The sequence below is a fragment of the Nocardia harenae NBRC 108248 genome (assembly GCF_001612885.1).
GTDB classification, from domain to species: domain Bacteria; phylum Actinomycetota; class Actinomycetes; order Mycobacteriales; family Mycobacteriaceae; genus Nocardia; species Nocardia harenae.
Genome location: NZ_BDBH01000001.1, coordinates 212,892 through 233,557, shown reverse-complemented (window position 1 = coordinate 233,557; position 20,666 = coordinate 212,892). Strand labels below are relative to the sequence as shown.

At 71.8% G+C, this 20,666-nt stretch carries 13 protein-coding genes; 6 read left to right on the top strand and 7 right to left on the bottom strand.

Going from position 1 to position 20,666, the window contains the following annotated elements; all coding sequences use genetic code 11:
* Positions 1-93: 93 nt before the first annotated feature.
* Together mycP and eccD are read right to left on the bottom strand one after the other, a co-directional pair.
* Complete coding sequence (gene mycP / locus NH2_RS01035) at positions 94-1,500, bottom strand: type VII secretion-associated serine protease mycosin (protein WP_245650366.1); 1,407 nt, start codon at positions 1,498-1,500, stop codon at positions 94-96.
* A gap of 68 nt (positions 1,501-1,568) precedes the next feature.
* Positions 1,569-3,035: a type VII secretion integral membrane protein EccD gene (gene eccD / locus NH2_RS01030; protein WP_067646688.1), complete on the bottom strand. Its 1,467-nt coding sequence runs from the start codon at positions 3,033-3,035 to the stop codon at positions 1,569-1,571.
* A gap of 184 nt (positions 3,036-3,219) precedes the next feature.
* Here eccD and eccCa point away from each other — a divergent pair, with 184 nt between their 5' ends.
* The 4 genes from eccCa to NH2_RS01010 all read left to right on the top strand — a co-directional run bounded on the left by eccCa (position 3,220) and on the right by NH2_RS01010 (position 9,359).
* Positions 3,220-7,254, top strand: a complete 4,035-nt coding sequence (eccCa, locus tag NH2_RS01025; protein WP_067646685.1) for a type VII secretion protein EccCa — start codon at positions 3,220-3,222, stop codon at positions 7,252-7,254.
* On the top strand, positions 7,251-8,612 hold the full coding sequence (locus NH2_RS01020; protein WP_067646683.1) for a type VII secretion-associated protein: 1,362 nt from the start codon (positions 7,251-7,253) through the stop codon (positions 8,610-8,612). The genes eccCa and NH2_RS01020 overlap by 4 nt, the downstream gene beginning before the upstream one ends.
* A 126-nt stretch (positions 8,613-8,738) precedes the next feature.
* Positions 8,739-9,038 carry a WXG100 family type VII secretion target gene (locus NH2_RS01015; RefSeq protein ID WP_084505118.1) on the top strand — a complete coding sequence of 100 codons (300 nt, stop codon included), beginning with the start codon at positions 8,739-8,741 and terminating at the stop codon, positions 9,036-9,038.
* 33 nt (positions 9,039-9,071) lie between these two features.
* Positions 9,072-9,359, top strand: a complete 288-nt coding sequence (locus NH2_RS01010; protein ID WP_067646677.1) for a WXG100 family type VII secretion target — start codon at positions 9,072-9,074, stop codon at positions 9,357-9,359.
* Positions 9,360-9,420: 61 nt separating this feature from the next.
* On the opposite strand, the gene NH2_RS01005 is transcribed toward NH2_RS01010, so the two are convergent.
* The 4 genes from NH2_RS01005 to NH2_RS00990 form a co-directional block, all read right to left on the bottom strand.
* The gene (locus NH2_RS01005) at positions 9,421-10,995 is read right to left on the bottom strand and encodes a serine/threonine-protein kinase (RefSeq protein WP_067646674.1); all 1,575 of its coding nucleotides are present in this window, start codon (positions 10,993-10,995) and stop codon (positions 9,421-9,423) included.
* A gap of 70 nt (positions 10,996-11,065) precedes the next feature.
* Positions 11,066-12,256 carry a DUF7373 family lipoprotein gene (locus NH2_RS01000; protein ID WP_157103550.1) on the bottom strand — a complete coding sequence of 397 codons (1,191 nt, stop codon included), beginning with the start codon at positions 12,254-12,256 and terminating at the stop codon, positions 11,066-11,068.
* Positions 12,257-12,270: 14 nt separating this feature from the next.
* The gene (locus tag NH2_RS00995; protein ID WP_157103549.1) at positions 12,271-13,485 is read right to left on the bottom strand and encodes a DUF7373 family lipoprotein; all 1,215 of its coding nucleotides are present in this window, start codon (positions 13,483-13,485) and stop codon (positions 12,271-12,273) included.
* A 138-nt stretch (positions 13,486-13,623) separates the two neighbouring features.
* On the bottom strand, positions 13,624-14,817 hold the full coding sequence (locus NH2_RS00990) for a DUF7373 family lipoprotein (RefSeq protein ID WP_084505116.1): 1,194 nt from the start codon (positions 14,815-14,817) through the stop codon (positions 13,624-13,626).
* Between the two features lie 189 nt (positions 14,818-15,006).
* Here NH2_RS00990 and NH2_RS00985 point away from each other — a divergent pair, with 189 nt between their 5' ends.
* Positions 15,007-16,362 (top strand): FHA domain-containing protein, encoded by a 1,356-nt coding sequence (locus tag NH2_RS00985; protein WP_067646665.1) that lies wholly within the window; start codon positions 15,007-15,009, stop codon positions 16,360-16,362.
* A gap of 196 nt (positions 16,363-16,558) precedes the next feature.
* Here NH2_RS00985 and NH2_RS00980 read toward each other — a convergent pair whose 3' ends face one another.
* Complete coding sequence (locus tag NH2_RS00980) at positions 16,559-17,995, bottom strand: neutral zinc metallopeptidase (RefSeq protein ID WP_067646662.1); 1,437 nt, start codon at positions 17,993-17,995, stop codon at positions 16,559-16,561.
* Positions 17,996-18,109: 114 nt separating this feature from the next.
* On the opposite strand from NH2_RS00980, the gene NH2_RS00975 reads away from it, so the two are divergent.
* On the top strand, positions 18,110-20,638 hold the full coding sequence (locus tag NH2_RS00975) for an FHA domain-containing protein (RefSeq protein ID WP_067646658.1): 2,529 nt from the start codon (positions 18,110-18,112) through the stop codon (positions 20,636-20,638).
* Positions 20,639-20,666: the final 28 nt, after the last annotated feature.

Here is a 20,666-nt window from a genome sequence, read left to right as displayed (position 1 = left end):
GGCAGGTACCCGGTTCGATCGGACGTGGTCACCGTAGGTTTCGCGGTGCCGAGCGCAGACGCTACACCGTACGGACCGGTCGCACCCGGTGGTTCAGGTCGCGTCCTCGTGCACGCCGAAGCGGCGGCGCAGCGGGAACGAGGCCAGGTAGCCGAGCACTCCCGCTCCGACGATCACCGCGGTGCCGATCAGCGCGACATTCCGCGCGGTGTCGTCCGGCTCCGGCGCGGGCGCGGGCACCGCCAGCTGGACGCTCACCGCCCGGCTCGGCACCTTGGCCGGGAGCGCGGAGGGCACCTCGTTGGTGAGCGCCGCGACCGGGTCCACGGCGCCGTACCCGACGTAGGGGTTCCACCCCTCGGCCGGGGCGTGCGCGGTGGCCTGGATCCGGCGGATGACCTCGGCGCTGCTCAGCTCGGGGAAGCGGGCGCGCACCAGCGCTGCCACCCCCGAGACGTACGGCGCGGCGAAGCTGGTGCCGCTGTACGCGGTGTACTGGCCCTGGTTGGTGTACTTGCCGTTGGAGGTGCCGCCCGCCCTGGCGTCCAGCGAGACCACGTTCTCGCCCGGCGCCGCCACCCCGACCCATGGGCCGGGCACGCTGAAGGCCGACGGCGCGCCCGTGGCATCGATCGAGCCCACCGAGAGCACGTACTGGTCGAACCAGGCCGGCGCGACGAAGGAGGTGACCCGGGTCCACGGGTCGGCGCCGGGGTTCAGCGGGTCCAGCCCCGGGTTGCTCGACTTGCAGGCGTCGGTATTGCCGGCCGAGGTCACGATCACGACGTCGCGCTCCAGCGCGGCGTACCGCACGGCGGCGCCGAGCGCGGCGAACTCCCGGCTCTCCGGCTTCTCGGTGGGGCAGGCGACCAGCGAGATATTGATGACGGTGGCGCCCGCGTCGGCGGCCCTGCGCACCGCGGAGGCCAGGGCGGAGACCTTGCCGTAGCCGTCCGGCATGTCGTCCGGGCCCTTGTTCCGGCCCGCGCCCTCCTCCTGGTAGAGCGCGCTGGTCTGCCTGATGCCGAGCAGCTGGGCCTCCGGCGCCACGCCGGAGAAGCCCTGGCCCTGCACCCGGCTCGCGCCGATGATGCCCGCGACCACGGTGCCGTGCGCGTCGCAGTCCTCGCTGCCGTCGCCGCCCGCGGCGACGAAATCGCCGAGCGGGGTCAGGTTCGGCAGCCGCGGGTGCGCGGAGACGCCGGTGTCGATCACCGCGACCACCTGGCCCGCGCCGCGCGAGAACTGCCAGGCCCGGTCCAGGTCGAGCGCCCGCTGGGTGGGCGGGACCGCCGGGCCGTCCCCGCCCTGCTGGGTGCTGTAGCAGGCGGCGTTCGCCGGGCGCTCGGTCTTGCCGGGCGGTGCCGCCGGATCACCGGCGGGCAGTGCCCCCGGGTCCACGATCGGCGGCCGGTTGTCGGCCAGCGCCGGTCCCGCGGTGAGCCCGGCGGCTACGCCGAGCACCGCCACGAACGCCGCGAGGCGCCGCACTCCGTTCACAGCCCGCGGACGAGGGCTCGTTCGCTCGCGGGCGGCGGGCTGGGGCGCGTTGCTCGAGCGCACCGGGCTCACAGCCCGCGGACGAGGGCGTAGAGCTCCGCCACCCAGAAGACCAGCGGCAGCACCGCGGCCACGAAGGCGTACTCCAGCAGCTCCACCGCGCGCCGCATGGGCGGCGTCGCCGTCTGGTTCGGCACCACCATGCCGAGCACCAGCGCCGCCACCAGCAGCAGCATGGCCGCACCGAAGACCACCAGCGGCTGCTCCATCTCGATCGCCATCCCGATCAGCATGGCCAGCGCGATCCCCGCGCCGCCCGCGATCAGCACCACCGCCTGCTCGGCCCCGGCGTAGGTGCGGCTGCGGAAGGCCAGCACCACCGCGCAGACCAGGGAGAGCGCGATCCCCTGCCAGTACGGCGTCTCCGCCTCCGGATCGGCCGCCGCCAGCGCTCCCGCCACCGTGACCAGCGTGGTCGCGGTGACCAGCCCGGCCAGGTACATCCTGGCCCGCTCCGACTTGGCGCGCAGCACCTCCATGGTCGGCAGCGCGCGGTGATCGTCCGGGTCGTCCTCGGTCGGGTCGATCGGGGTGCCCGGCGACGGCACCGGCGGCAGCGGCAGCTTGGCGAGCAACATGGAGACCCGCGGCGCCAGCGAGAGCCCGCCGAGCGCGGCCGCCGCGAGCACCGCCCCGATGGCCCGCACCGGATGCTCGGTGAGCAGCCCGACCATGGCGGCGGGCGCGGCGAACACCGCCAGCGTCGCCGCTCCGATGAAGAGGCCGAGTCCGACGCCGGTGACCCGCCATGCCAGCACCGCGGCTGCCCCGAGCAGCACCGAGCCGAGCAGCACGTGCGCCCAGCCGTAGTGGTCGGGGACGTAGAGCATGCCCGCGCTGAACGCGGGCGGCAGCGCACACCCGGCGAGGACCAGCGCGGCCGCGGTGTCGCCGTACATCCGGCTCAGCACCATGCCGGCCACCACCAGCAGGATCGCCACCACCAGCGCGATGGAGCCGCTCACCCAGACCGGCATGGCATCCGGCGCGAGCAGCAGCCCGAGGCAGCCGACCAGCATGGTCAGCGCCGCGAGCACCGAGCCGGTGAGCCGGGCGGTGCGCGGGGTCCAGCCGCGGAAGTGGTTGGCGTCGGCGATCGCGACGTTGTACATGATGTCGTCGAAGAGCGGGGTCGGCGCGGTGTGCGAGGCGCTCTCCAGCATGAGCAGCTCGCCGTCGCGGACCCCGTGCTCGCCCAGGCTCAGCGAGTTGGAGAAGGGCGGGTGGCCGATCCGGGCCAGCACCCACTCGGCGGGCTCGAAGCGCTCGCCCTCGTTGTCGAACTCATTGCTGCGGCTGTGCTGCGCGACCATGTCGACCACGCTCGGGATGACCAGCGCCACCGGGACGTCGACCGGAATCGCCATGTCCACCTGGGTGTGCTTCGCCAGGATGGTGACCCGTGCGAGGTCAGGCGCGCGCACGATGCCGCGCGAGGAGTCCTCGTCGATGTGTCCGAGCCGCGTGTGCGTCACGCTGTCCCCCAACTTCGTCGTCCAAGTCGTGTTTTCGCAGGCCATACGCTGGGGAAGGCCCCCGGGCAGCAGCTTGCGAACCCACCCTCCGCCCAGCAGAATGCAGGTCGAACTGTACGACATGTCAGCCGTGGCCTCCATACCGAGGCTCTGCCGCGGCCGGCGAAGATGGGGGACGCAGTCGATGAGCACGGTCAGGTTCCAGCGGCGTGCCCGCCGCGAGATGCCGCGCACGCCCGGCGGCGAGGTCACGCTGCAGCCGCCGCCCGAGATCCCGCGCGTCACACCGGGAAACCTGCTGCTCAAGCTGATGCCGGTGGTCATGGTGATCGGCATGGTCGGCATGATGGCGCTGCTCTTCACGCAGGGCGGCGGCATCGCCTCGAACCCCATGAGCCTGATGTTCCCGCTCATGATGCTGCTCTCGATGGCGGGCATGTTCGCCGGTCAGGGGGGTGGCAAGGGCCAGAAGGCGGCCGAGGCGAACGAGGACCGCAAGGATTACCTGCGCTACCTCGACCAGGTGCGCCGGGACGTGAACGAGACCGCCGCGCAGCAGCGCTCGGCCGTGGAGTGGAGCCACCCGGAGCCCGAGCTGGTCTGGATGCTGGCGGGCACCAGCCGCATGTGGGAGCGGCGCGCGGGGGACAAGGACTTCTGCCACGCCAGGATCGGGCTCGGCGGGCAGCGGCTGGCCACCCGGCTGGTCGCCCCGGAGACCGGCCCGGTGGAGGAGCTGGAGCCGATCGCCGCGGTCTCGCTGCGCCGCTTCGTCCGCGCCCACTCCACCGTGCCCGATCTGCCCACCGCCATCGCGGTGAAGGGCTTCGCCACCATCGCGCTGGACGGCGACCGCGCCGAGGCCAGGGACATGACCCGCGCGATGCTGGTGCAGCTGGCCATGTTCCAGGCCCCCGACCAGGTGCTGATCGCCATCGTCGCGGGCCCGGACACCGCGCGCGAGTGGGAGTGGACCAAGTGGCTCCCGCACACCCAGCACCCGGACGCGCAGGACGGCATCGGCACCCAGCGCATGTTCTTCGGCTCCATCCGCGAGGCCACCGCCGGGCTGCAGCCGCTGCTGGCGAACCGCGTGCGCTACTCGCGCAACCAGCCGGCCAACCCGAACATGGTGCACATCGTGCTCGTCGTGGACGGCGGGCTGCTCGAGGCCGAGGAGGAGCAGCTGCGCGAATCCGGGTACGAGGGCGTCACCCTCATCGACCTGTGCGGCTACGCGCCGCGGCTCGCGATCTCCCGCGGCATCAAGATGATCGTGGAGAACGGCGAGTGCACCGGCCGCGGCGCCACCGGCAACCAGGAGCGCTTCGCCCTGATCGACCGGATCAGCGTGCAGCAGGCGCAGCAGGTGGCGCGCAGGCTGGCGCCGTACCGGGCCGCCACCCAGCGCAGCAGCGATGTCGAGGTGGACGACACCGAGGCCATCTCCAGTTGGTCGCAGCTCATGAGCCTCGGCGATCTCGGTGCCTTCAACCCCGAGCAGGCGTGGCGCCCGCGCTACGGCAGGGAGCGGCTGCGGGTGCCCTTCGGCATCGGCGCCGACGGGCTGCCGGTGGAGCTGGACATCAAGGAGGCCGCGGAGAACGGCATGGGTCCGCACGGCCTCTGCATCGGCGCCACCGGCTCCGGCAAGTCCGAGTTCCTGCGCACGCTGGTGCTCTCCCTGCTCGCTACGCACTCCCCGGACCAGCTGAACCTGGTGCTCGTCGACTTCAAGGGCGGCGCCACCTTCCTCGGGCTGGACGGCGTGCCGCACGTCGCGGCGGTCATCACCAACCTGGAGGAGGAGGCCGACCTCGTCGACCGCATGAAGGACGCCCTGGCCGGTGAGATGAACCGCCGCCAGGAGGTGCTGCGCGCCGCGGGCAACTTCGTCAATGTCTCGGAGTACGAGAAGGCAAGGGCCGCGGGCGCCGACCTGGACCCGCTGCCCGCGCTCTTCGTCGTGCTCGACGAATTCTCCGAGCTGCTCACCCAGCACCCGGACTTCGCCGAGCTCTTCGTCATGATCGGCAGGCTCGGCCGCTCGCTGCACGTGCACCTGCTGCTCGCCTCGCAGCGGCTGGAGGAGGGCAAGCTCAAGGGGCTGGAGAGCCACCTCTCCTACCGGATCGGGCTGAAGACCTTCTCCGCGAACGAGTCCCGCCAGGTGCTCGGCGTGCCGGACGCCTACAACCTGCCGAACAACCCCGGCGGCGGCTACCTCAAAGCCGACTCCGGCGAGATCCAGCGCTTCCAGGCCTCCTACGTCTCCGGCCCGTACGTCGGCGGCGGCCCGCAGCGCGAGGTGACCCAGGCGGGGGTCGCCGGCGGCGATATCGACGTCACCGCGCGGCAGTTCACCGCCGCGCACGTCGACTTCCGCCCGGTGGACCGGATCCCGCTCCCGGTGCGGGTGAACGCCGATCCGGAGCCGGGCGAGGAGGGCGAGCGCCTCTCCGACCTGGAGATGCTGGTCTCCCGGATCAGCGGCCACGGCAGGCCCGCGCACGAGATCTGGCTGCCGCCGCTGGACGCGGCGCCCACCCTCGACCAGCTGGTGCCGCGCTCCATCCTCACCGGCGAGTACTCGGCGGTGGCCGCGCTGCGCGCGCCGATCGGCATCGTTGACCGCCCCTACGACCAGCGCCGCGACCCGTTCCTCGTCGACCTCTCCGGCGCCCGCGGCAATGTCGCGGTGGTCGGCGGCCCGCAGTCCGGCAAGTCGACCGCGGTGCGCGCCATGATCATGGCGCTCGCGCTCACCCACACCGCCGAGCAGGTGCAGTTCTACTGCCTCGACTTCGGCGGCGGCACGCTCACCGGGCTGCAGGGGCTGCCGCACGTCGGCTCGGTCGCCGGTCGGCTCGACGTGGACAAGGTGCGGCGCACCGTCGCCGAGATGACCACCATCGTCCGGCACCGGGAGCTGCGCTTCCGCCAGCTCGGCATCGAGTCCATGACCGAGTACCGGCGGCTGCGCGCCATGGATCCGGCCAGCAGCCCGGCCGCGGCCGGTGCGCACGACGACGCCTTCGGCGACGTCTTCCTGGTCATCGACGGCTTCGGCTCGATCCGCCAGGATTTCGAGGCGCTCGAGCAGGTCGTGATGAACCTGGCCGGGCAGGGGCTCTCCTACGGCGTGCACGTGGTGGTCACGCTCTCCCGCTGGATGGAGGCGCGGCCCGCGCTCAAGGACCAGATCGGCACCCGCATCGAGCTGCGGCTCGGCGACCCCATGGACTCCGACTTCGGCCGCAAGCTGGCCGCGCTGGTCCCGCAGGGGCGGCCGGGCCGCGGCATGACGCCGGAGGGGCTGCACATGCTCACCGCGCTGCCCCGGATCGACGGCAGCCCGGCCACCGACGACCTGGGCCCCGGCGTCGCCGCCGCGGTCGAGCGGATCGCCGCGCGCAACCCGGGCCGCCCCGCGCCGCGGGTGCGCATGCTGCCGGAGCGGTTCGACCGGGACGACCTGGTCCGCGCGCTGCCCGGCTGGCCGCGCACCCCGGACCAGCAGGGCACCAACCTGCGGGTGCCCATCGGGCTCAACGAGTCCGAGCTGGCGCCGGTCTTCCTCGACTTCGGCGAGCAGCCGCACTTCCTGGTGTTCGGCGACAGCGAGTGCGGCAAGACCAACCTGCTCCGGGTGATCTGCCAGGGCGTGGTCGAGTCGAACGCGCCGGTGCAGGCGAAGATCATCCTCGGCGACTACCGGCGCACCATGCTCGGGCTGGTCGACGGCGAGCACCTGGCCGGGTACGCGCCGTCGGAAGCCATGCTCTCCGGCATGTCCGGCGAGCTGGCCAAGATCCTGAAGAGCCGGATGCCAGGCCCGGACGTCACCCAGCAGCAGCTGCGCGACCGCTCCTGGTGGACCGGCCCCGAGCTCTTCCTGGTCGTCGACGACTACGACCTGGTGGTCACCTCGGCGGGCAGCCCGCTCGCGCCGATCGTGGAGTACCTGGCGCACGCCAAGGACATCGGCTTCCACCTGGTGCTCGCCCGCCGCGCCGGCGGCGCCTCGCGCTCGCTCTTCGAACCGGTGATCTCCCGGATGAAGGACGTCGGCACCACCGGCCTGATCATGAGCGGCAACCGGGACGAGGGCCAGCTCTTCGGCACCGTGCGCCCGAGCGAGCAGCCGCCGGGCCGCGGCACCCTGGTCGGCCGCTCCGGCACCGGCCTCTTCCAGGCCGCCTGGAGCCGGGACCGATGAGCCCGACGGTCGCACTGCACATCGATGGTGACGACCTGCACGCCGTGGTGGGTCCCGACCCGCGCGGCGCCGTGGAGTGGAACGTCACCCTGGACGGGCTCCCCGCGCCCGCGGGCGACCCCGGCGGCCCGCTCGCGGGCGAGCTGCGCCGGGACGCCGAGCGCCGCGGCACCACGCTGCCCATCGCCGCCGTCGCGGTGGCGCACCCCGCCCAGTGGGGCGCCCCCGCGCTGGAGCACGCGCTGAGCGGCCTGCTGCCCGGCGTCGCGGCCGATGTCGCCGCCGTGCCGACCGCGCACATCGCCGCCGAGCACTACCTGCGCAGCCGGGCGCTCACCAGGGCCAGCGTGCTCGTCGTCGAGTTCACCGCGCTCTCCTGCACCGTCGCGCTGGTCGACTGCGACGGCGTCGAATCCACCGTCGTCGCCTGCGAACACGAGCCGACGCTCGGCGCGGGCGACCTCGGACCCGCCCCGGCGACCGCCGAGCGATTGGCCGAACTCGCCGACCGCGTGCTCGACGACCACGCCCCGCACGCCGTGCTCGTCGTCGGTGCCGCCGACCCCGAGCTGGGCGACCTGCTCCGCCAGCACCTGGCAACCCCCGCCTTCGTCCCCGAGGTGATCGCGCTCTCCGGCCGCGAGATCGCCAAGGCCGTCTGGTCCGACACCCGCCGCGCCACCCCCGGCCGCGCCCCCGCCCTCCCAGGCAGGCAGGCCATGGACGTGCAGGCGACCATCGGCGCCAACCTCAGGGCCCGCAGGCAGCCGCCGCGGAGCCGCTCCCCGCTGGTCATCGCCGCGGCCGTGGTCTTCGTGGCGCTTGCCGCGGCCGCCGCCGTCGCAGCCGCCACCCTGCTGCGCGCCCCCGCCGACGGCTCGGTCGCCGACAGCCCCGCCCTCCCCGGCGCCTCCCGCCCGGCGCCGACGACGCCCGCCACCACGGCCGAAGCGGGCCGCGTCAGCGTCACCGTCCCGTCCGGCTGGCGCCCCGCGGCCGCCGCCGACCCGGAACGGCTCGTCCTCACACCGGATTCCGGGGCACGCGCCAGGATCACCGTCACCCAGTCCGTGCTCGCCGCCGGCGCGGGCGCCGAGGACGTCGCACGTGACCTGCAATCGAAGATCTCTCGCGCCGAACCCGGCCGATTCGGTAACGTGCAACGAGACGTCGTGCTCGGTGACCGCCCTGGCCTCGCCTACGACGAGTTTCCGGGGGATGGGTCCGCAGTCGGGTGGCACGTCATCGTCGACCGCGGTGTCCAGGCGGGCATCGGGTGTCAGTACGAAAGGGGGAGGTGGGACACAGTTCAGGCCGCATGCGAGGAAGTGGCGCGGTCACTGACCGTTCGTCCCTGACGGTGTCGGAACCGGGGGGAGAACATGGGAACCGATGAGGCGCATACCGCGTCCAACACATATGTAGGGGATCGACCACCTCGCCCGGCGACGGTCTGGTCCAACTCAAGCGAGAGGTAATTCGGAATGTCCGACATTGTTGGTATTGATCAGGGCCGCGCCCGGCAGGCCACGGCCGATGTCGAGGCCGTCGTCAGCGGGATGCGGGCCACGCTGAGCCGGATCCAGACCATCGTCGATTCCGCCCGCGACGGCTGGCGCGGCACCGCGAACGGTGCCTTCGAGTCCGCCTCGGTGCGCTGGAACGACGAGGGCCGCCGGCTGAACACGCTGCTCGACGAGATGACCGTCAAGCTGCACGAGGCGAACAAGCAGTACGGGCAGACGGAAGAGGAATCCGCGCCCAGCTTCAACCTCAACGTCTAGCGCCCGCCGCACTCACTCACAGGGGAGACCATCGTGGATATCTATTACAACAGGGCGAAGATCGAGCAGACCATCGCCGACCTGCAGAAGGCCGCTCAGGACCTGCAGACCCAGGACCAGGGCATCCGGGACGCGTCGAGCAAGCTCGCCGGCGCCTGGGAGTCCGGCGCCGCCAGCACCTTCCAGGAGGTGCAGAACCGCTGGAACAACGAGTTCACCGATACCCAGGACGCCATGACCCAGCTGATCAAGGCCACCCAGCAGGCGCTCGCGGCCGCGATCGCGACCGACGGCAAGAACGCCTCGATGATCCTGGGCTGATCTCTCGCGCCCAGCTGGGTGTTCGCGAGCACGAGCGCGCGAACACCCAGCGGCCGGAGTTCTACTTGATGCGGGATTTCAGTATCGGAACGAGCTTCGACAGCAGCACCTGTTCCGAATTCGGCGTCCAGGTATCGAGTGCCGTGATGAGCGCGGGATCATCGACGACGATCACCGTCGCCTCGAGCTGAGTCATCGCGACCGGCAGCCCGAGCAGGCCGCCGCCACCCGCCTTCTTGTCGTTGCGCGCGACGATCACATAGCCCTCCGTGATATTGCGCGGCATATCGTACTCGGCGGTGTACGTGATTTTTCGCGGTGAGGGTTCGTCGCCCTCTTTGGCATAAGAAGGGTTGTAGACCAGCCCGAGCCCGGACAGGAAATCGGTTTGCGGACTCGGCGTCAGATACATCTGGACGCCGGAGCCCGTCTCGTCCTTGTCGCCGGAGAACCGGGCCAGGGCAATCGGTTTGCCCTCGAACGCCGGGTTCTCCTGCCGCGCCTGCTCGATCGAGGTCGGCGCGGCCACCGCGGTCACCGTGGAGGTCGCTGCTGCCACCGCCTGCTCGTCCGGATCGCTGCCGCGGTTCAGTGCCCACACCCCGCCCGCGGCCGCCGCTGCCACGACCAGCGCCGCGACCGCCCCGAGCGCGACGCCCCTGCGCCGTTTCGGCGCATCGGCGCGCACCGTGGCGACCCCCGACTCCGTCGACACCTCGCCGCGCGGATCGGTCGGGTACCCGTAGCTAGGCTGCTGCGGCGCCCGGTACGCTGCGGGCGCCGGGCTGAACCCGCGGCCGCTCAGTGCGGCGGCGGTCGCCTCGGCGAACTCCCTGGAGTTCGCGAAGCGTTCGGTCGGCTCCTTCGCCATCGCCCGCGCGAAGACATGGTCGATGGCATGCGGCAGCGCCGGATTCACCTCGGTCGCCCGCGGCGGCGGCTGATGCAGATGCCCCATCATCACCAGCGCGGGCTGATTTCCCGGATACGGATTGCGCCCGGTCAGCAGCTTGAAGAAGGAGCAGGCCAGGCTGTACAGATCGGCCCGGTGGTCGAGCGGCATGCCCGCCAGCTGCTCCGGCGCCGCGTACGCGATGGTGGCGAGGAAGTTCCCGGTCTGGGTCAACTCGTTCGCGTCGTCGGTCGACTTGGCCACCCCGAAATCGGTGAGCAGCACTCGCTCCTCGCCGTCCTCCGGGGTGGCGAGCAGGAAGTTGGCCGGCTTGATGTCGCGGTGCAGCAGCCCGCGCCGGTGTGCGTAGTCCAGCCCCTTGCCGACCTCGGCCAGGATGTGCAGGGCCCGCTGCGGCCCCAGCCCGTGGCCGACCCGCGCCAGCTCCGCGCCCGCATCGGTGCCGTCCACGTACTGCATGGCGATCCAGAGCTGCCCGGCCTCCTCGCCTCGGTTGTACACCGAGACGATATTCGGGTGGTCCAGCCCGGCGGCCAGGTTCGCCTCGCGCTCGAAGCGGGCACGGAACTCGCGGTCGGTGGAGAGCTCGGCGCTGAGCACCTTCAGCGCGTCGGTTCGGGGCAGCGTGGGGTGCTTCGCCAGGTACACCGTGCCCATACCGCCGGCACCGAGCACCCGGATCACGCGGTAGCCGCCGACGAGTGTGCCCGCGTTGATCGGCATGTCCGGGTCCTCCTGTTCTGCTTCGCGCCGCTCCGAGCGACAGTAGGGGAGCGGGTGCGGCCTGCGAAACCTAGTAGCTGTTCGCCATCAGCGCGTACTGCGCCGCCGCGCGCTGGTGCAGGTCGACGATCTGATCGCTCTCCACCGAGGCCAGGTAGCGCTGGTACGGCACCGTGCAGCGGTACCGCCCGGCCGAGATGACAGTGCTGGTCTTGGCACCGCAGCGGACGTGGGGGATGCCCTCGGGGGCATCGGCCGGATCCGTGAAGCCCCACCCGATGACGGCCTCGCCGAGCGCGATCGCCGCGTCGGCATCTCGGGTCCGGAAGGTCTGGGTGGGGTTGAACCCGCCGGTCTTCGCATAGCGGTCGACACCGGCGTCGTCCAGGATCTTGCCCCGGTCGTACTGCTGGTTCAGCTGGGTGGCCAGGCCGCGACGGGTGAGCGTGAGCTGTGACCGCGGCGACGGTGCGCCGAAGGCCTCCGGATTCAGGGTCCGGTTCAGCATCCCCTCCGGATCGTTCTCCAGCCGCAGCATTTCCACGCCGTTGAGCGCGGGGGCGCCGTCGAGCAGCCTGCTCTGGTTCTCCAGGGCCCGCCGGGTGAGATCGGTCAGGTTGCCGAGGTCAGGCTGCGGAGCCTCGGTGAACGCGCTGATCACGTAGGCGCCCTGCGACGTGAAGGCGCCGAGGGTGGGAACTCCCGGCCGCCAGTGCGCGTGCGCGGCGGGGATATTCGGGATGCTCACGCGCTGGTTGAGCTCGGGCGCGACGTCGAAGTCGGTCTGCTCCAGCTCGCGTGCCGCCCGCTCCGCGGCCGCGGGATCGGGGAACTGCAGGACGACGACGGTGACCGAGGTCTTCTTCGGGTCGTCGTCCTTATCCGTGTCGCCGACCGTGACCCCGAACCCGACGACCATGCCATTGCGCTCGGCCACCGGTCCGTTCGCATCGGCCAGTACATCCTCGACATCGTCCCGGCTCAGCAGAGCGTCGGAGCCGACCAGGTAGTGAAAGTTCGCGTCGATCTCCCTGCCGGTCACCATGGTGTCGGCGATCCGCATGGCCGCCAGCCGCGTGCTGTCGAACAGCGAGTGGCCGTACTGGTAGCGGAATTCGAGCGGGGTGGTGGGGTAGTTGCCGACGTCGAGTAGCCGGACGTCGATCTCCGCGGCGGTCGGCACCCCGTCCACCTTGCCGCAGCCGGCGAGCAGCGCGAGTGTGCCGAGCAGGGCGGCCACCACGCGGTATCGATGCGGCATCCGATGTGCTCCCCTCACTTCGACCGCGCCAGGATCGCGTACTGCGCGGAGATGCGCTGCTGCGCGTCCGTCAACTGACCGGCGGTGACCTCGGCGGCGTACCGGTCGAAGGTGACGCCGCAGTAGTACGCGACGCCGGTGGCCGGGCCGATGTACTCCAGGCACCGCGTGAACGGCAGCGCAGCGGGCGCCGGGGCCCGCCGGTAGAACTTCCCCACGTCGGAGCGCTCGTCGATCAGCCACTGCGCCGCCCGCGCGTCGCGGGAGCGGTAGACGTACCCGCCCTTCCAGGCCACCGCGTCCACACCTGCCTGCTCGAACATCCGGCTGTCCGCCTCCGGATTGAAGCCGATCTGCAGGCCGCCGTGCCGGTTGTAGACACCGGGGATGCCGTACTGCCCCGGGTCATCGACGGTGTTCAGCGCGCGCGCGAGCATGCGCTCCGGGTCGACGTCGAGCTGCATCAGCTCGGCGACCGGGGTCGGGGTGAAGCTCAGCAGGGCGGGCTTCAGCTTCTCGATGCTGCGCGCCACCCGGTTCCTGAGCTGCTCCGGATCGCTGCGCCGCAATTCGTACATGGCGTTGTCGCGGATCTCGGTGAAGAGCAGGAACCTGCCTGCCGAGTAGTACGAGTGAATGCCGCCGGGGAACGACGGGGCGGAGTGCGCGCGGGCCTCGGGGAATCCGGGAATGCTCTGGATCTGGATATCCGCGCCCAGGGCTGCGCGCTCCACCTCGGTGAAGGCGTCGGCCGCGCGGGCGGCGTCCTGCTCGGTCTCGAAGAGCATGGCGACATTGTCCAGATCCCAGGACAGGTTGTGCGTCGTGTTCGTGCGGCCGGCGGTGACGAAACCGGAGACGAAGCCGCCGATCCGGCCGTCGAGCGCGGCGGAATCGCCCTGGAAGCGATTGGTGATGGCGGCCGAGCTGGTCGCGGTGAAGGTCCGCACCGCGGCGATCTTGGTCGGCGCGTACTTGAGCTCGGGATCGATCTCCATCGGCAGCGGTAGATGATTGCCGAGCCGCATGGCCTCGACCAGCCGCGCCATATCGAGATTCGTCGGCTTGTCGTAGTACGTGGGCTCCGCGTTCAGATTTCCGACGTCGAGCGTCGCGAGATCCACCTCCGGCCGGGCGGGGGCCGCCGAGTCACCGGTCCCGCACCCTGCCGTCGCCGCGACGACCGCGGCCAGGAGGGCCGCGCACACCCCTCGGCGTCTGTTCACCATCTGTCCCCTCCGTCGCGGGCGTGGCCGCGGGCGAACCCGCGGCGGCCGGCGTGTGCCCGCGAGTCCTCCGCTCGCGGGGCGAATACCGGAGAGAACATAGCACCCGGGTCGGACCGGGGGCCGGGTGTGAAGCGGGGGCTACAGGCTGTTGGCGAGCAGGGCGTACTGCGCGGCCACCTTCTGCCTGACGTCGGGTTCCAGGTCGCTGCTGACCACCGCGACGTAGCGCTTGTAGGTGACGAAGCAGCTGAAGGCGTACTCGGTCTCCTTGTTGCCCGCGGCGTTGAGCTGGAGGCACTTGGCGCCGGGGACGTCGTTGGGAGCGCCGATCGGGTCGTACTCGGCGCCCGCGGTGTCGATCAGGCCGTTCATGAAGGAGCGGGCGGAGTCGGCGTCGCGCAGGCGGTGCAGCAGGGTGCTGTCGACCACGGCGCTGCGGTCGAGGCCGGTGTCCTGGATGAGCCGCTGCCTGGTCGGCTGGTCGTCGGCGGCCTGCAGCATGCGGTGCGGGCCGTAGACGGCGAAGCGCAGCGGGTCGGGGGTGCGGTCGGTGCGGTCCTCGACCACGACGCGGGCGAGCAGCCCCTCCGGGTCGACCGGCAGGTCGTCGAGCTCGGCGGCCGGGGTCGGCTCGAAGGCGTCGAGCAGCGGGACTTCGGCGCTGAGCGCCTTGTCCACCCAGCTCACCAGGTCGGTGCTGTCGGCCCTCGGCCGCTGCACGTAGAGCGAGATCACGAACTCGCCGTGCGCGAGGAAGGCGCCGACGCTCGGCACGCCGGGGCGCCAGTGCAGGTAGGCATCGGAGAACTTGCTGGAGGAGAGCTTCTGGTTCTCCGGGGAGACGCCGATATCGGCGTCCTCCAGCTCCTTGGCCGCGGCCGCGGCGGTGCCCTGGTCCGGGAAGCGGAGCAGCACGGTGGTGATGGCGGTGGCGTCCGGCACCGGCAGCTTCTCGCCCGGGGGGTCGGCGCGGTCGGCGCCCGCGGCGACGTAGCCGGTCACGAACTTCCGGTTCTCCAGCACCGGGCGGGATACCTCGGCGAGCAGCCCGATGGTCTCGTCGACGGTGGTCAGCACCGAGCTGGTGCGGCCGTGCGAGAGCGAGGGGTCGATATCGATGGAGGGGACGACGGCATCGGCCATCCGGATGCCCTCGAGCACGGCGCCGTGGCCGGCTGCCGCGATGTCGTAGGCGTGCCGGTCGACCTCGTACTTGCCGACCTCCAGCTCGCGCACGTCCGGCTCCGCGGCGACCGGGACGCCGGGGATGCTGCACCCGGCGAGCAACCCCGCGATGGTCATCGTGGAAAAGCAGAGCGCGATGCGCGACATCCGAACCATCACAGGCCCCTCGATCCTCGGCGATGTGGATAAGAAGTTACCGGAACGGACGCCCTGCGGCGGGGCGAAGCGACGGTGGGCAGCGGGACGCCGTAACCCGCGGTGCCATAGGCTTGATCGCGTGCTGACCACTCCGCGTTCACGCCGCAGGGGCGGCCGATTCCGTGGCGGCCGGTCGCGGTGAGGGATCGCCAGGTCGAGGTGGTCGCGGGGCAGCACGCCGTCGCCAGGGTCGCAGGGGCGGTGGTGGTGGTCCGGCACCGCGGCCCGACCAGGCCGACGCCGGATTCGCCGACCGCGGCCGCGGTGGAGTCGCTGGCCGAATTGGTCAGGGAGGCCTTCGAGCGGGAGCAGGGCGCGGGCGCGACGATCGCCCGCGAGGCGACGCGCTGGCTGATGAAGCACGCCGAGCGGATCAGCCCGGGGCAGCCGGTGGACTTCGGGATTCTCTCGGTGGGGGAGAACGGCGGGGTCGCGGTGTTCCTGCACGGCGCGGTCACCGCGGTGCTCGCGGGCGATGCCGGGGCCGAGCGCCTGCGCGGCAGCGACGCGGCGTTCACCGTGGACCGGGTGGCCCCGGTGCCCGGCCGCGCGGTCGCGCTCTTCGTCGACGACCGGGACGGCCGGATTCCCGAGCTGCCCGCGGAGCGCGGGATCGGCTGGCTGGTGGAGGGGATCGCGCAGGGTGCGGGGGCCATCCTCTGGTCGGACACCGCGCGCGCCGTCGCCCCGCGCACGGGCGGTGATTCGAGCGGCGCGCATCGAAGGGCGGAGCCGCCGCCGGTGCCGACCGCGGTGATCGAGCGCGCCCCGCGCCGGGCCGAACCGCGCCCCGCCCAGCGGGCCGAACCGGGCCCCCTCGAGCGGGACGAGACCGAGGCCGCCGCGACCGCGCTGCTGGACCAGGTCGAGGCCACCGACGCGCTGCCCGCGAGCCCCGTCACCGCCCCGCCGGACCCGCACCGCGCGCCGACCGAGCACGGCACCAACCCCGCGCCGCCGCCCGACCCCGACCTGCAGCGCAGGCTGGAGGCGACCGCGCGGGCCGCGCCGCTCAATGTCAAGGTCATGGGGTTCAAGTGCGCGCGGGCGCACCCCACCGACCCGCGCTCGGCCTTCTGCACCGTCTGCGGCATGCCGGTGGACCAGACGCAGCCGCTGATCGAGGTGATCCGGCCGCCGCTCGGGCTGCTGCTCCTCGACGACGGCATGACCTACCTGCTCGCCGCCGACGCCGTGATCGGCCGCGACCCGGACCACTCCGAGTCGGTGAACCGCGGAATGGTGCCGCTCAAAGTGGAGGACACCTCGGGCGGAATGTCCCGCGCGCACGCCGAGATCCGCCTGCTCAACTGGGACGTCGCCGTCCTCGACCTCGGCTCCACCAACGGCACCCGCACCCGCATGCCCGGCTACCGCGACTGGCTCCGCCTCGCCCCGCACCAGCCCATGCTCCTCGTCCCCGGCGCCGAGGTAATGATCGGCAACCGCGTGCTTCGCTTCGAACCAGCCGCCCCACCCCCCTTCGGCGGTTAAGGCCCCCAGAGGGGGCGAGTCTTACGAGCCCCTTTGGGGGGCAAGGTCCCGAAGGGGCGAGTCTTACGAGCCCCGTTCGCGGCCCGTCTCGTCGTTCAGCGCTCGAAGCGCATGCGCCGCAGGCGCGAGTCTCGAGCGCTGAACGACGAGACTCCCCGGGGCCGCGAACCCGCCCGGCGCAGCCGGGCCGAACAATTCAGCTGTAGCGGGCTGTGCAGGTGGTTTCGCCGCCGAGGACGCCGGCGCGGAAGGCGTCTACCCGGGCGAAGCCGCTGGGGACGGTCTTTCCCTCGACATCGCTGGCGGCGAGGCCGTCGGTGAGGAGGCCGGAGACCGCTTCGTCCAGGTCGCCCGCGGCGAGGCGGATATCGCCCTGGTTGGCCGGGCGGCCGGATTCGGCGAGTTTGCCGGTGACCACCCCGGAGAGGCAGGCGGCGCGCAGCCCGGTCTTGGCGCCGACCAGGTCCTGGTCGTTGCTGCGCTGCACGGCGAGCGCGTAGCGGGAGATGAAGACGACGTAGCCGTTGTAGTCGCCGGTCACCTTGAGCGGCAGCGGGTCGTCCAGGTCGCCGACGGCGCCGCGTTCGGAGAGCTTGGGGATGTCGGTGGCGATCAGATTGCTGGTGGGGCAGTAGGAGACCGGCTCGGTGGTGGCGCCGTCCCCGCACTCGATCTGCGCGCCGCCGTAGTTGTAGCGCGGCCGGTCGTCCAGCGGCAGGATCGCGGCCAGCGCCTTGCTCAGCTCGATCAGCGATTCCTTGGTGATCTCGAACTCGCCGGTCTGCCCCTGGAAGCTGGTCGGCAGGTCGCCGCGGCGCTGGTTGATCTCCTCCTCGTCGATGCCGCGGCAGGCGCGCGGGCCGTCGGTGAAGCCGATCTGCACCGCCGTCACCCGCTCGAAGGCGGAGCCGTGCACGCTCTCCGGGTCGTCCGGGTCGGAGTCGCGGATGGCGACGGTGGCCGCGAGCACCGAGTTCAGCCCGTCCGAGGTGTTGATGGTGAAGTGCTCCGACTTGCCCTCGGCCACGTGCCGCATGAAGGCGCCTGCGAAGCAGTCGGCCTGCTGCTCCTTGACGATCACCGGATCCCGGTTGGTCACGATCTTGGCCATGTTCTGGATGGCGTGGCCGTATTCGTGCGCCAGCACCATGACCACCGACATCTGCCCGAAGGTGTCGGCCATGGTCGGCAGCAGCACCTCGCGATCCCAGCCGATGGAGTTGTCCAGCCGGCAGTAGGCGGCGTTCACCAGGCGGTAGGTGGTGTCCTCGCAGAACTCCGGCGCCTCCGAGCGCGGCGCCTTGGCGCTCCACGAGAGCAGCTTCTCGACCGGCTGGAACTCGCCGTCGAACACGGAGCGGTACACCTGCCGCCAGTAGGTCTGGATGTCGTCGACGGCGTTCAGCGCGAGCCGGTCGATCTCGCCGCCGTTGCTTCCGGTTGCGGTGAGGTCGGTGTCCGGCACCCCGGCGCGGGGGCCACTCGGCCCGCTGGTGGTGGGCAGCCCGGCGACCTTGAACGGGTCGTCGTAGATGGAGACGGCGCGGCCGTCGACCATGCGGGTGCATCCGGCCAGCAGCAGCACGAAACACAGGGCGGCCACGGCAGCGGTGGTCGCTCGACGATTCGGCAAGGCAAGATCCCCCTCGGTCGGCCGTTCTGAGTTCCCCGCGGTCGGTCGCCGGATCGGACAAAAGGCGCGTCGGGCGCCCCTCCGCTGTCCGGGTGATGGCATAGTATCCGCTGCATGTCTTCACCGGGGGCGCAGTCCATCACCGTGCGCCATGAGGGAACCGAACGCGTTTTCGAACCGAGTCACAAGGTCACCCTTGGCCGGGCGCCGGAAGTCACGCTCTTCGTGGACAGCCCGCTGGTCTCCCGGGTGCACGCGACGCTGTCCTGGCAGGGCGGATCCTGGGTGCTCGCCGACAATGGAAGCACCAACGGCGTTTTCGTGGACGCGCGGCGGCTCAGCAGGCCGGTCCCCATCGACCGGGCCACCCAGGTGCGGCTCGGCGACGCCATCAGCGGGCCGCTGCTGCACCTCATCCCGGCCGGCGCGCCGAGGCAGACCGGCGCCACCCCGGTGGCGCGGCCGCAGTCGGCCCCGCAGTGGCCGCAGCAGCAGCGCCCGCCGTTCCCGCAGCAGCAGCCCCCGCAGCAGCAGCGGCCGCAGTCGGGGCCGTTCCAGCAGCAGCCGCCGCAGTCGGCGCCGTTCCAGCAGCAGTCGGCGCCGCAGCCGCAGATCAACGTCAATATGACGACCAGGGCCGACTCCTCGTCGCTGCCGCCGGTCCGAGCCAGGCCCTCCACCGCGCCGATCGCGCGCGCCGACCGGCTGCCGCCGGGCGGGCTCACCATCGGCCGCACCTCGGACAACCAGATCGTGGTGAACGACCCGCTGGCCTCGCGCAGGCACGCGCGGCTGATCTCCGCCTCCGAGGGGCTGACCATCGAGGACCTCGGCTCCTCGAACGGCACCTTCGTCAACGGCGGCAGGCAGCAGCGCACGGTGCTGCGCGAGCGCGACGTCGTCACCATCGGCAATATCGACTTCGAGGTGCAGCAGGGCACGCTGGTGCACCGGCAGAAGCCGGTGGCCGAGCAGGGGCTGCACGTGCACGGCGTCGGCTTCACGGTGGAGAACAACAAGCAGCTGCTGGTCGACGTGAACCTGCAGGCGGGCAGCGGCACGCTCACCGCGCTGATCGGGCCGTCCGGCGCGGGCAAGTCCACGCTCTCCAAGCTGATCGCGGGCAGTACCAGGCCGTCCGGCGGCGTCGTCACCTTCGAGGGCCGCAACCTGCACGCCGAGTACGAGGCGCTGCGCTCCCGGATCGGCATGGTGCCGCAGGACGACGTGCTGCACCGGCAGCTCACCGTGCGGCAGGCGCTCGGCTACGCCGCCGAGCTCCGGCTGCCGTCGGACACCACCAAGGCCGACCGGCAGCAGGTGATCGACGGCGTGCTGGCCGAGCTCTCGCTCACCGAGCACGCCGACACCAGGGTGGACCGGCTCTCCGGCGGCCAGCGCAAGCGGGCCTCGGTGGCGCTCGAGCTGCTCACCGGCCCCTCGCTGCTGATCCTGGACGAGCCCACCTCCGGGCTCGACCCGGCGCTGGACCGCCAGGTCATGACCATGCTGCGCGAGCTGGCCGACGCGGGCCGCGTGGTGATCGTCGTCACCCACTCGGTGGCCTGCCTCGACATGTGCGACCAGGTGCTGCTGCTCGCGCCCGGCGGTAAGACCGCCTTCTGCGGGCACCCCGCCGGGGTCGGCGCCGCGCTCGGCACCAGCGACTGGGCCGAGATCTTCGGCAAGGTCGCCGCCGACCCGGACCAGGCCTTCGCCGCCTACCGCTCGCGCCAGGCGTTCGTGCCGCCGCCCCCGCCACCACCGCCCTACGGCTCGGCGGGCAGCCCGCCGCAGTCCAGCGGCGTCAAGCAGTTCTCCACGGTGGCGCGGCGCCAGGTCCGGCTGATCTTCGCCGACCGCGGGTACCTGACCTTCCTGGTGGTGCTGCCCTTCATCCTCGGCGCGCTCTCCCTGGTCGTGCCGGGGAAGAACGGCTTCACCAGGGGCGGGCTCACCCAGGCGCCGGATGGCTCGCTGATCCCCTCCGGCGGGGCCGAGGCGCAGCAGCTGCTGGTGGTGCTGATTCTCGGCGCCTGCTTCATGGGCTCCACGCTCACCATCCGCGACCTGGTCGGCGAGCGCACCATCTTCCAGCGCGAGCGCGCGGTGGGGCTGCTGCCCGGCTCGTACCTGTGGGCCAAGATCGCGGTCTTCAGCATCACCGCGTTCCTGCAGTCGGCGGTGCTGGTCGGGATCACGCTGGCGGGCAAGAACCCGCCCGGCGAGGGCTCGGTGCTCGCCTCCGGCAGCGCCGAGCTGTACATCGACATCGCGGTGACCGCGGTCTGCTGCGTGGTGTTCGGGCTGCTGCTGTCGAGTTTCGCCAAGTCCAGCGAGCAGGTGATGCCGATGCTGGTGGTGGCGATCATGGCCCAGCTGGTGATGGCGGGCGGGCTCATCCCGGTCACCGACCGGGTGGTGCTGGAGCAGGTCTCCTGGCTCTTCCCGTCCCGCTGGGGGTATGCGGCGGGCGCCTCGACGGTGGACATCCGCTCGATCTTCCTGAGCGCGCAGCCGGACGGGCTGTGGAACCACGAACCCGGCATCTGGGCACTGGACATCGGCATGGTGCTGCTGCTCACGCTGGTCCTCGCGCTGGTCACCCAGCGCAGGCTGCGGTTGAAGAAGTCGTCGGCGTGAGTGCGCCGAGCGGGGTTTGCGGGCACCA

Coding starts and splice junctions, on each gene's coding strand:
- eccCa (WP_067646685.1), top strand. CDS start 3,220: ATGAGCACGGTCAGGTTCCAGCGGCGTGCCCGCCGCGAGATGCCGCGC.
- NH2_RS00975 (WP_067646658.1), top strand. CDS start 18,110: ATGTCTTCACCGGGGGCGCAGTCCATCACCGTGCGCCATGAGGGAACC.
- NH2_RS00990 (WP_084505116.1), bottom strand. CDS start 14,817: ATGTCGCGCATCGCGCTCTGCTTTTCCACGATGACCATCGCGGGGTTG.
- NH2_RS01000 (WP_157103550.1), bottom strand. CDS start 12,256: ATGCCGCATCGATACCGCGTGGTGGCCGCCCTGCTCGGCACACTCGCG.
- NH2_RS00995 (WP_157103549.1), bottom strand. CDS start 13,485: ATGGTGAACAGACGCCGAGGGGTGTGCGCGGCCCTCCTGGCCGCGGTC.
- NH2_RS01015 (WP_084505118.1), top strand. CDS start 8,739: ATGTCCGACATTGTTGGTATTGATCAGGGCCGCGCCCGGCAGGCCACG.
- NH2_RS01005 (WP_067646674.1), bottom strand. CDS start 10,995: ATGCCGATCAACGCGGGCACACTCGTCGGCGGCTACCGCGTGATCCGG.
- NH2_RS01020 (WP_067646683.1), top strand. CDS start 7,251: ATGAGCCCGACGGTCGCACTGCACATCGATGGTGACGACCTGCACGCC.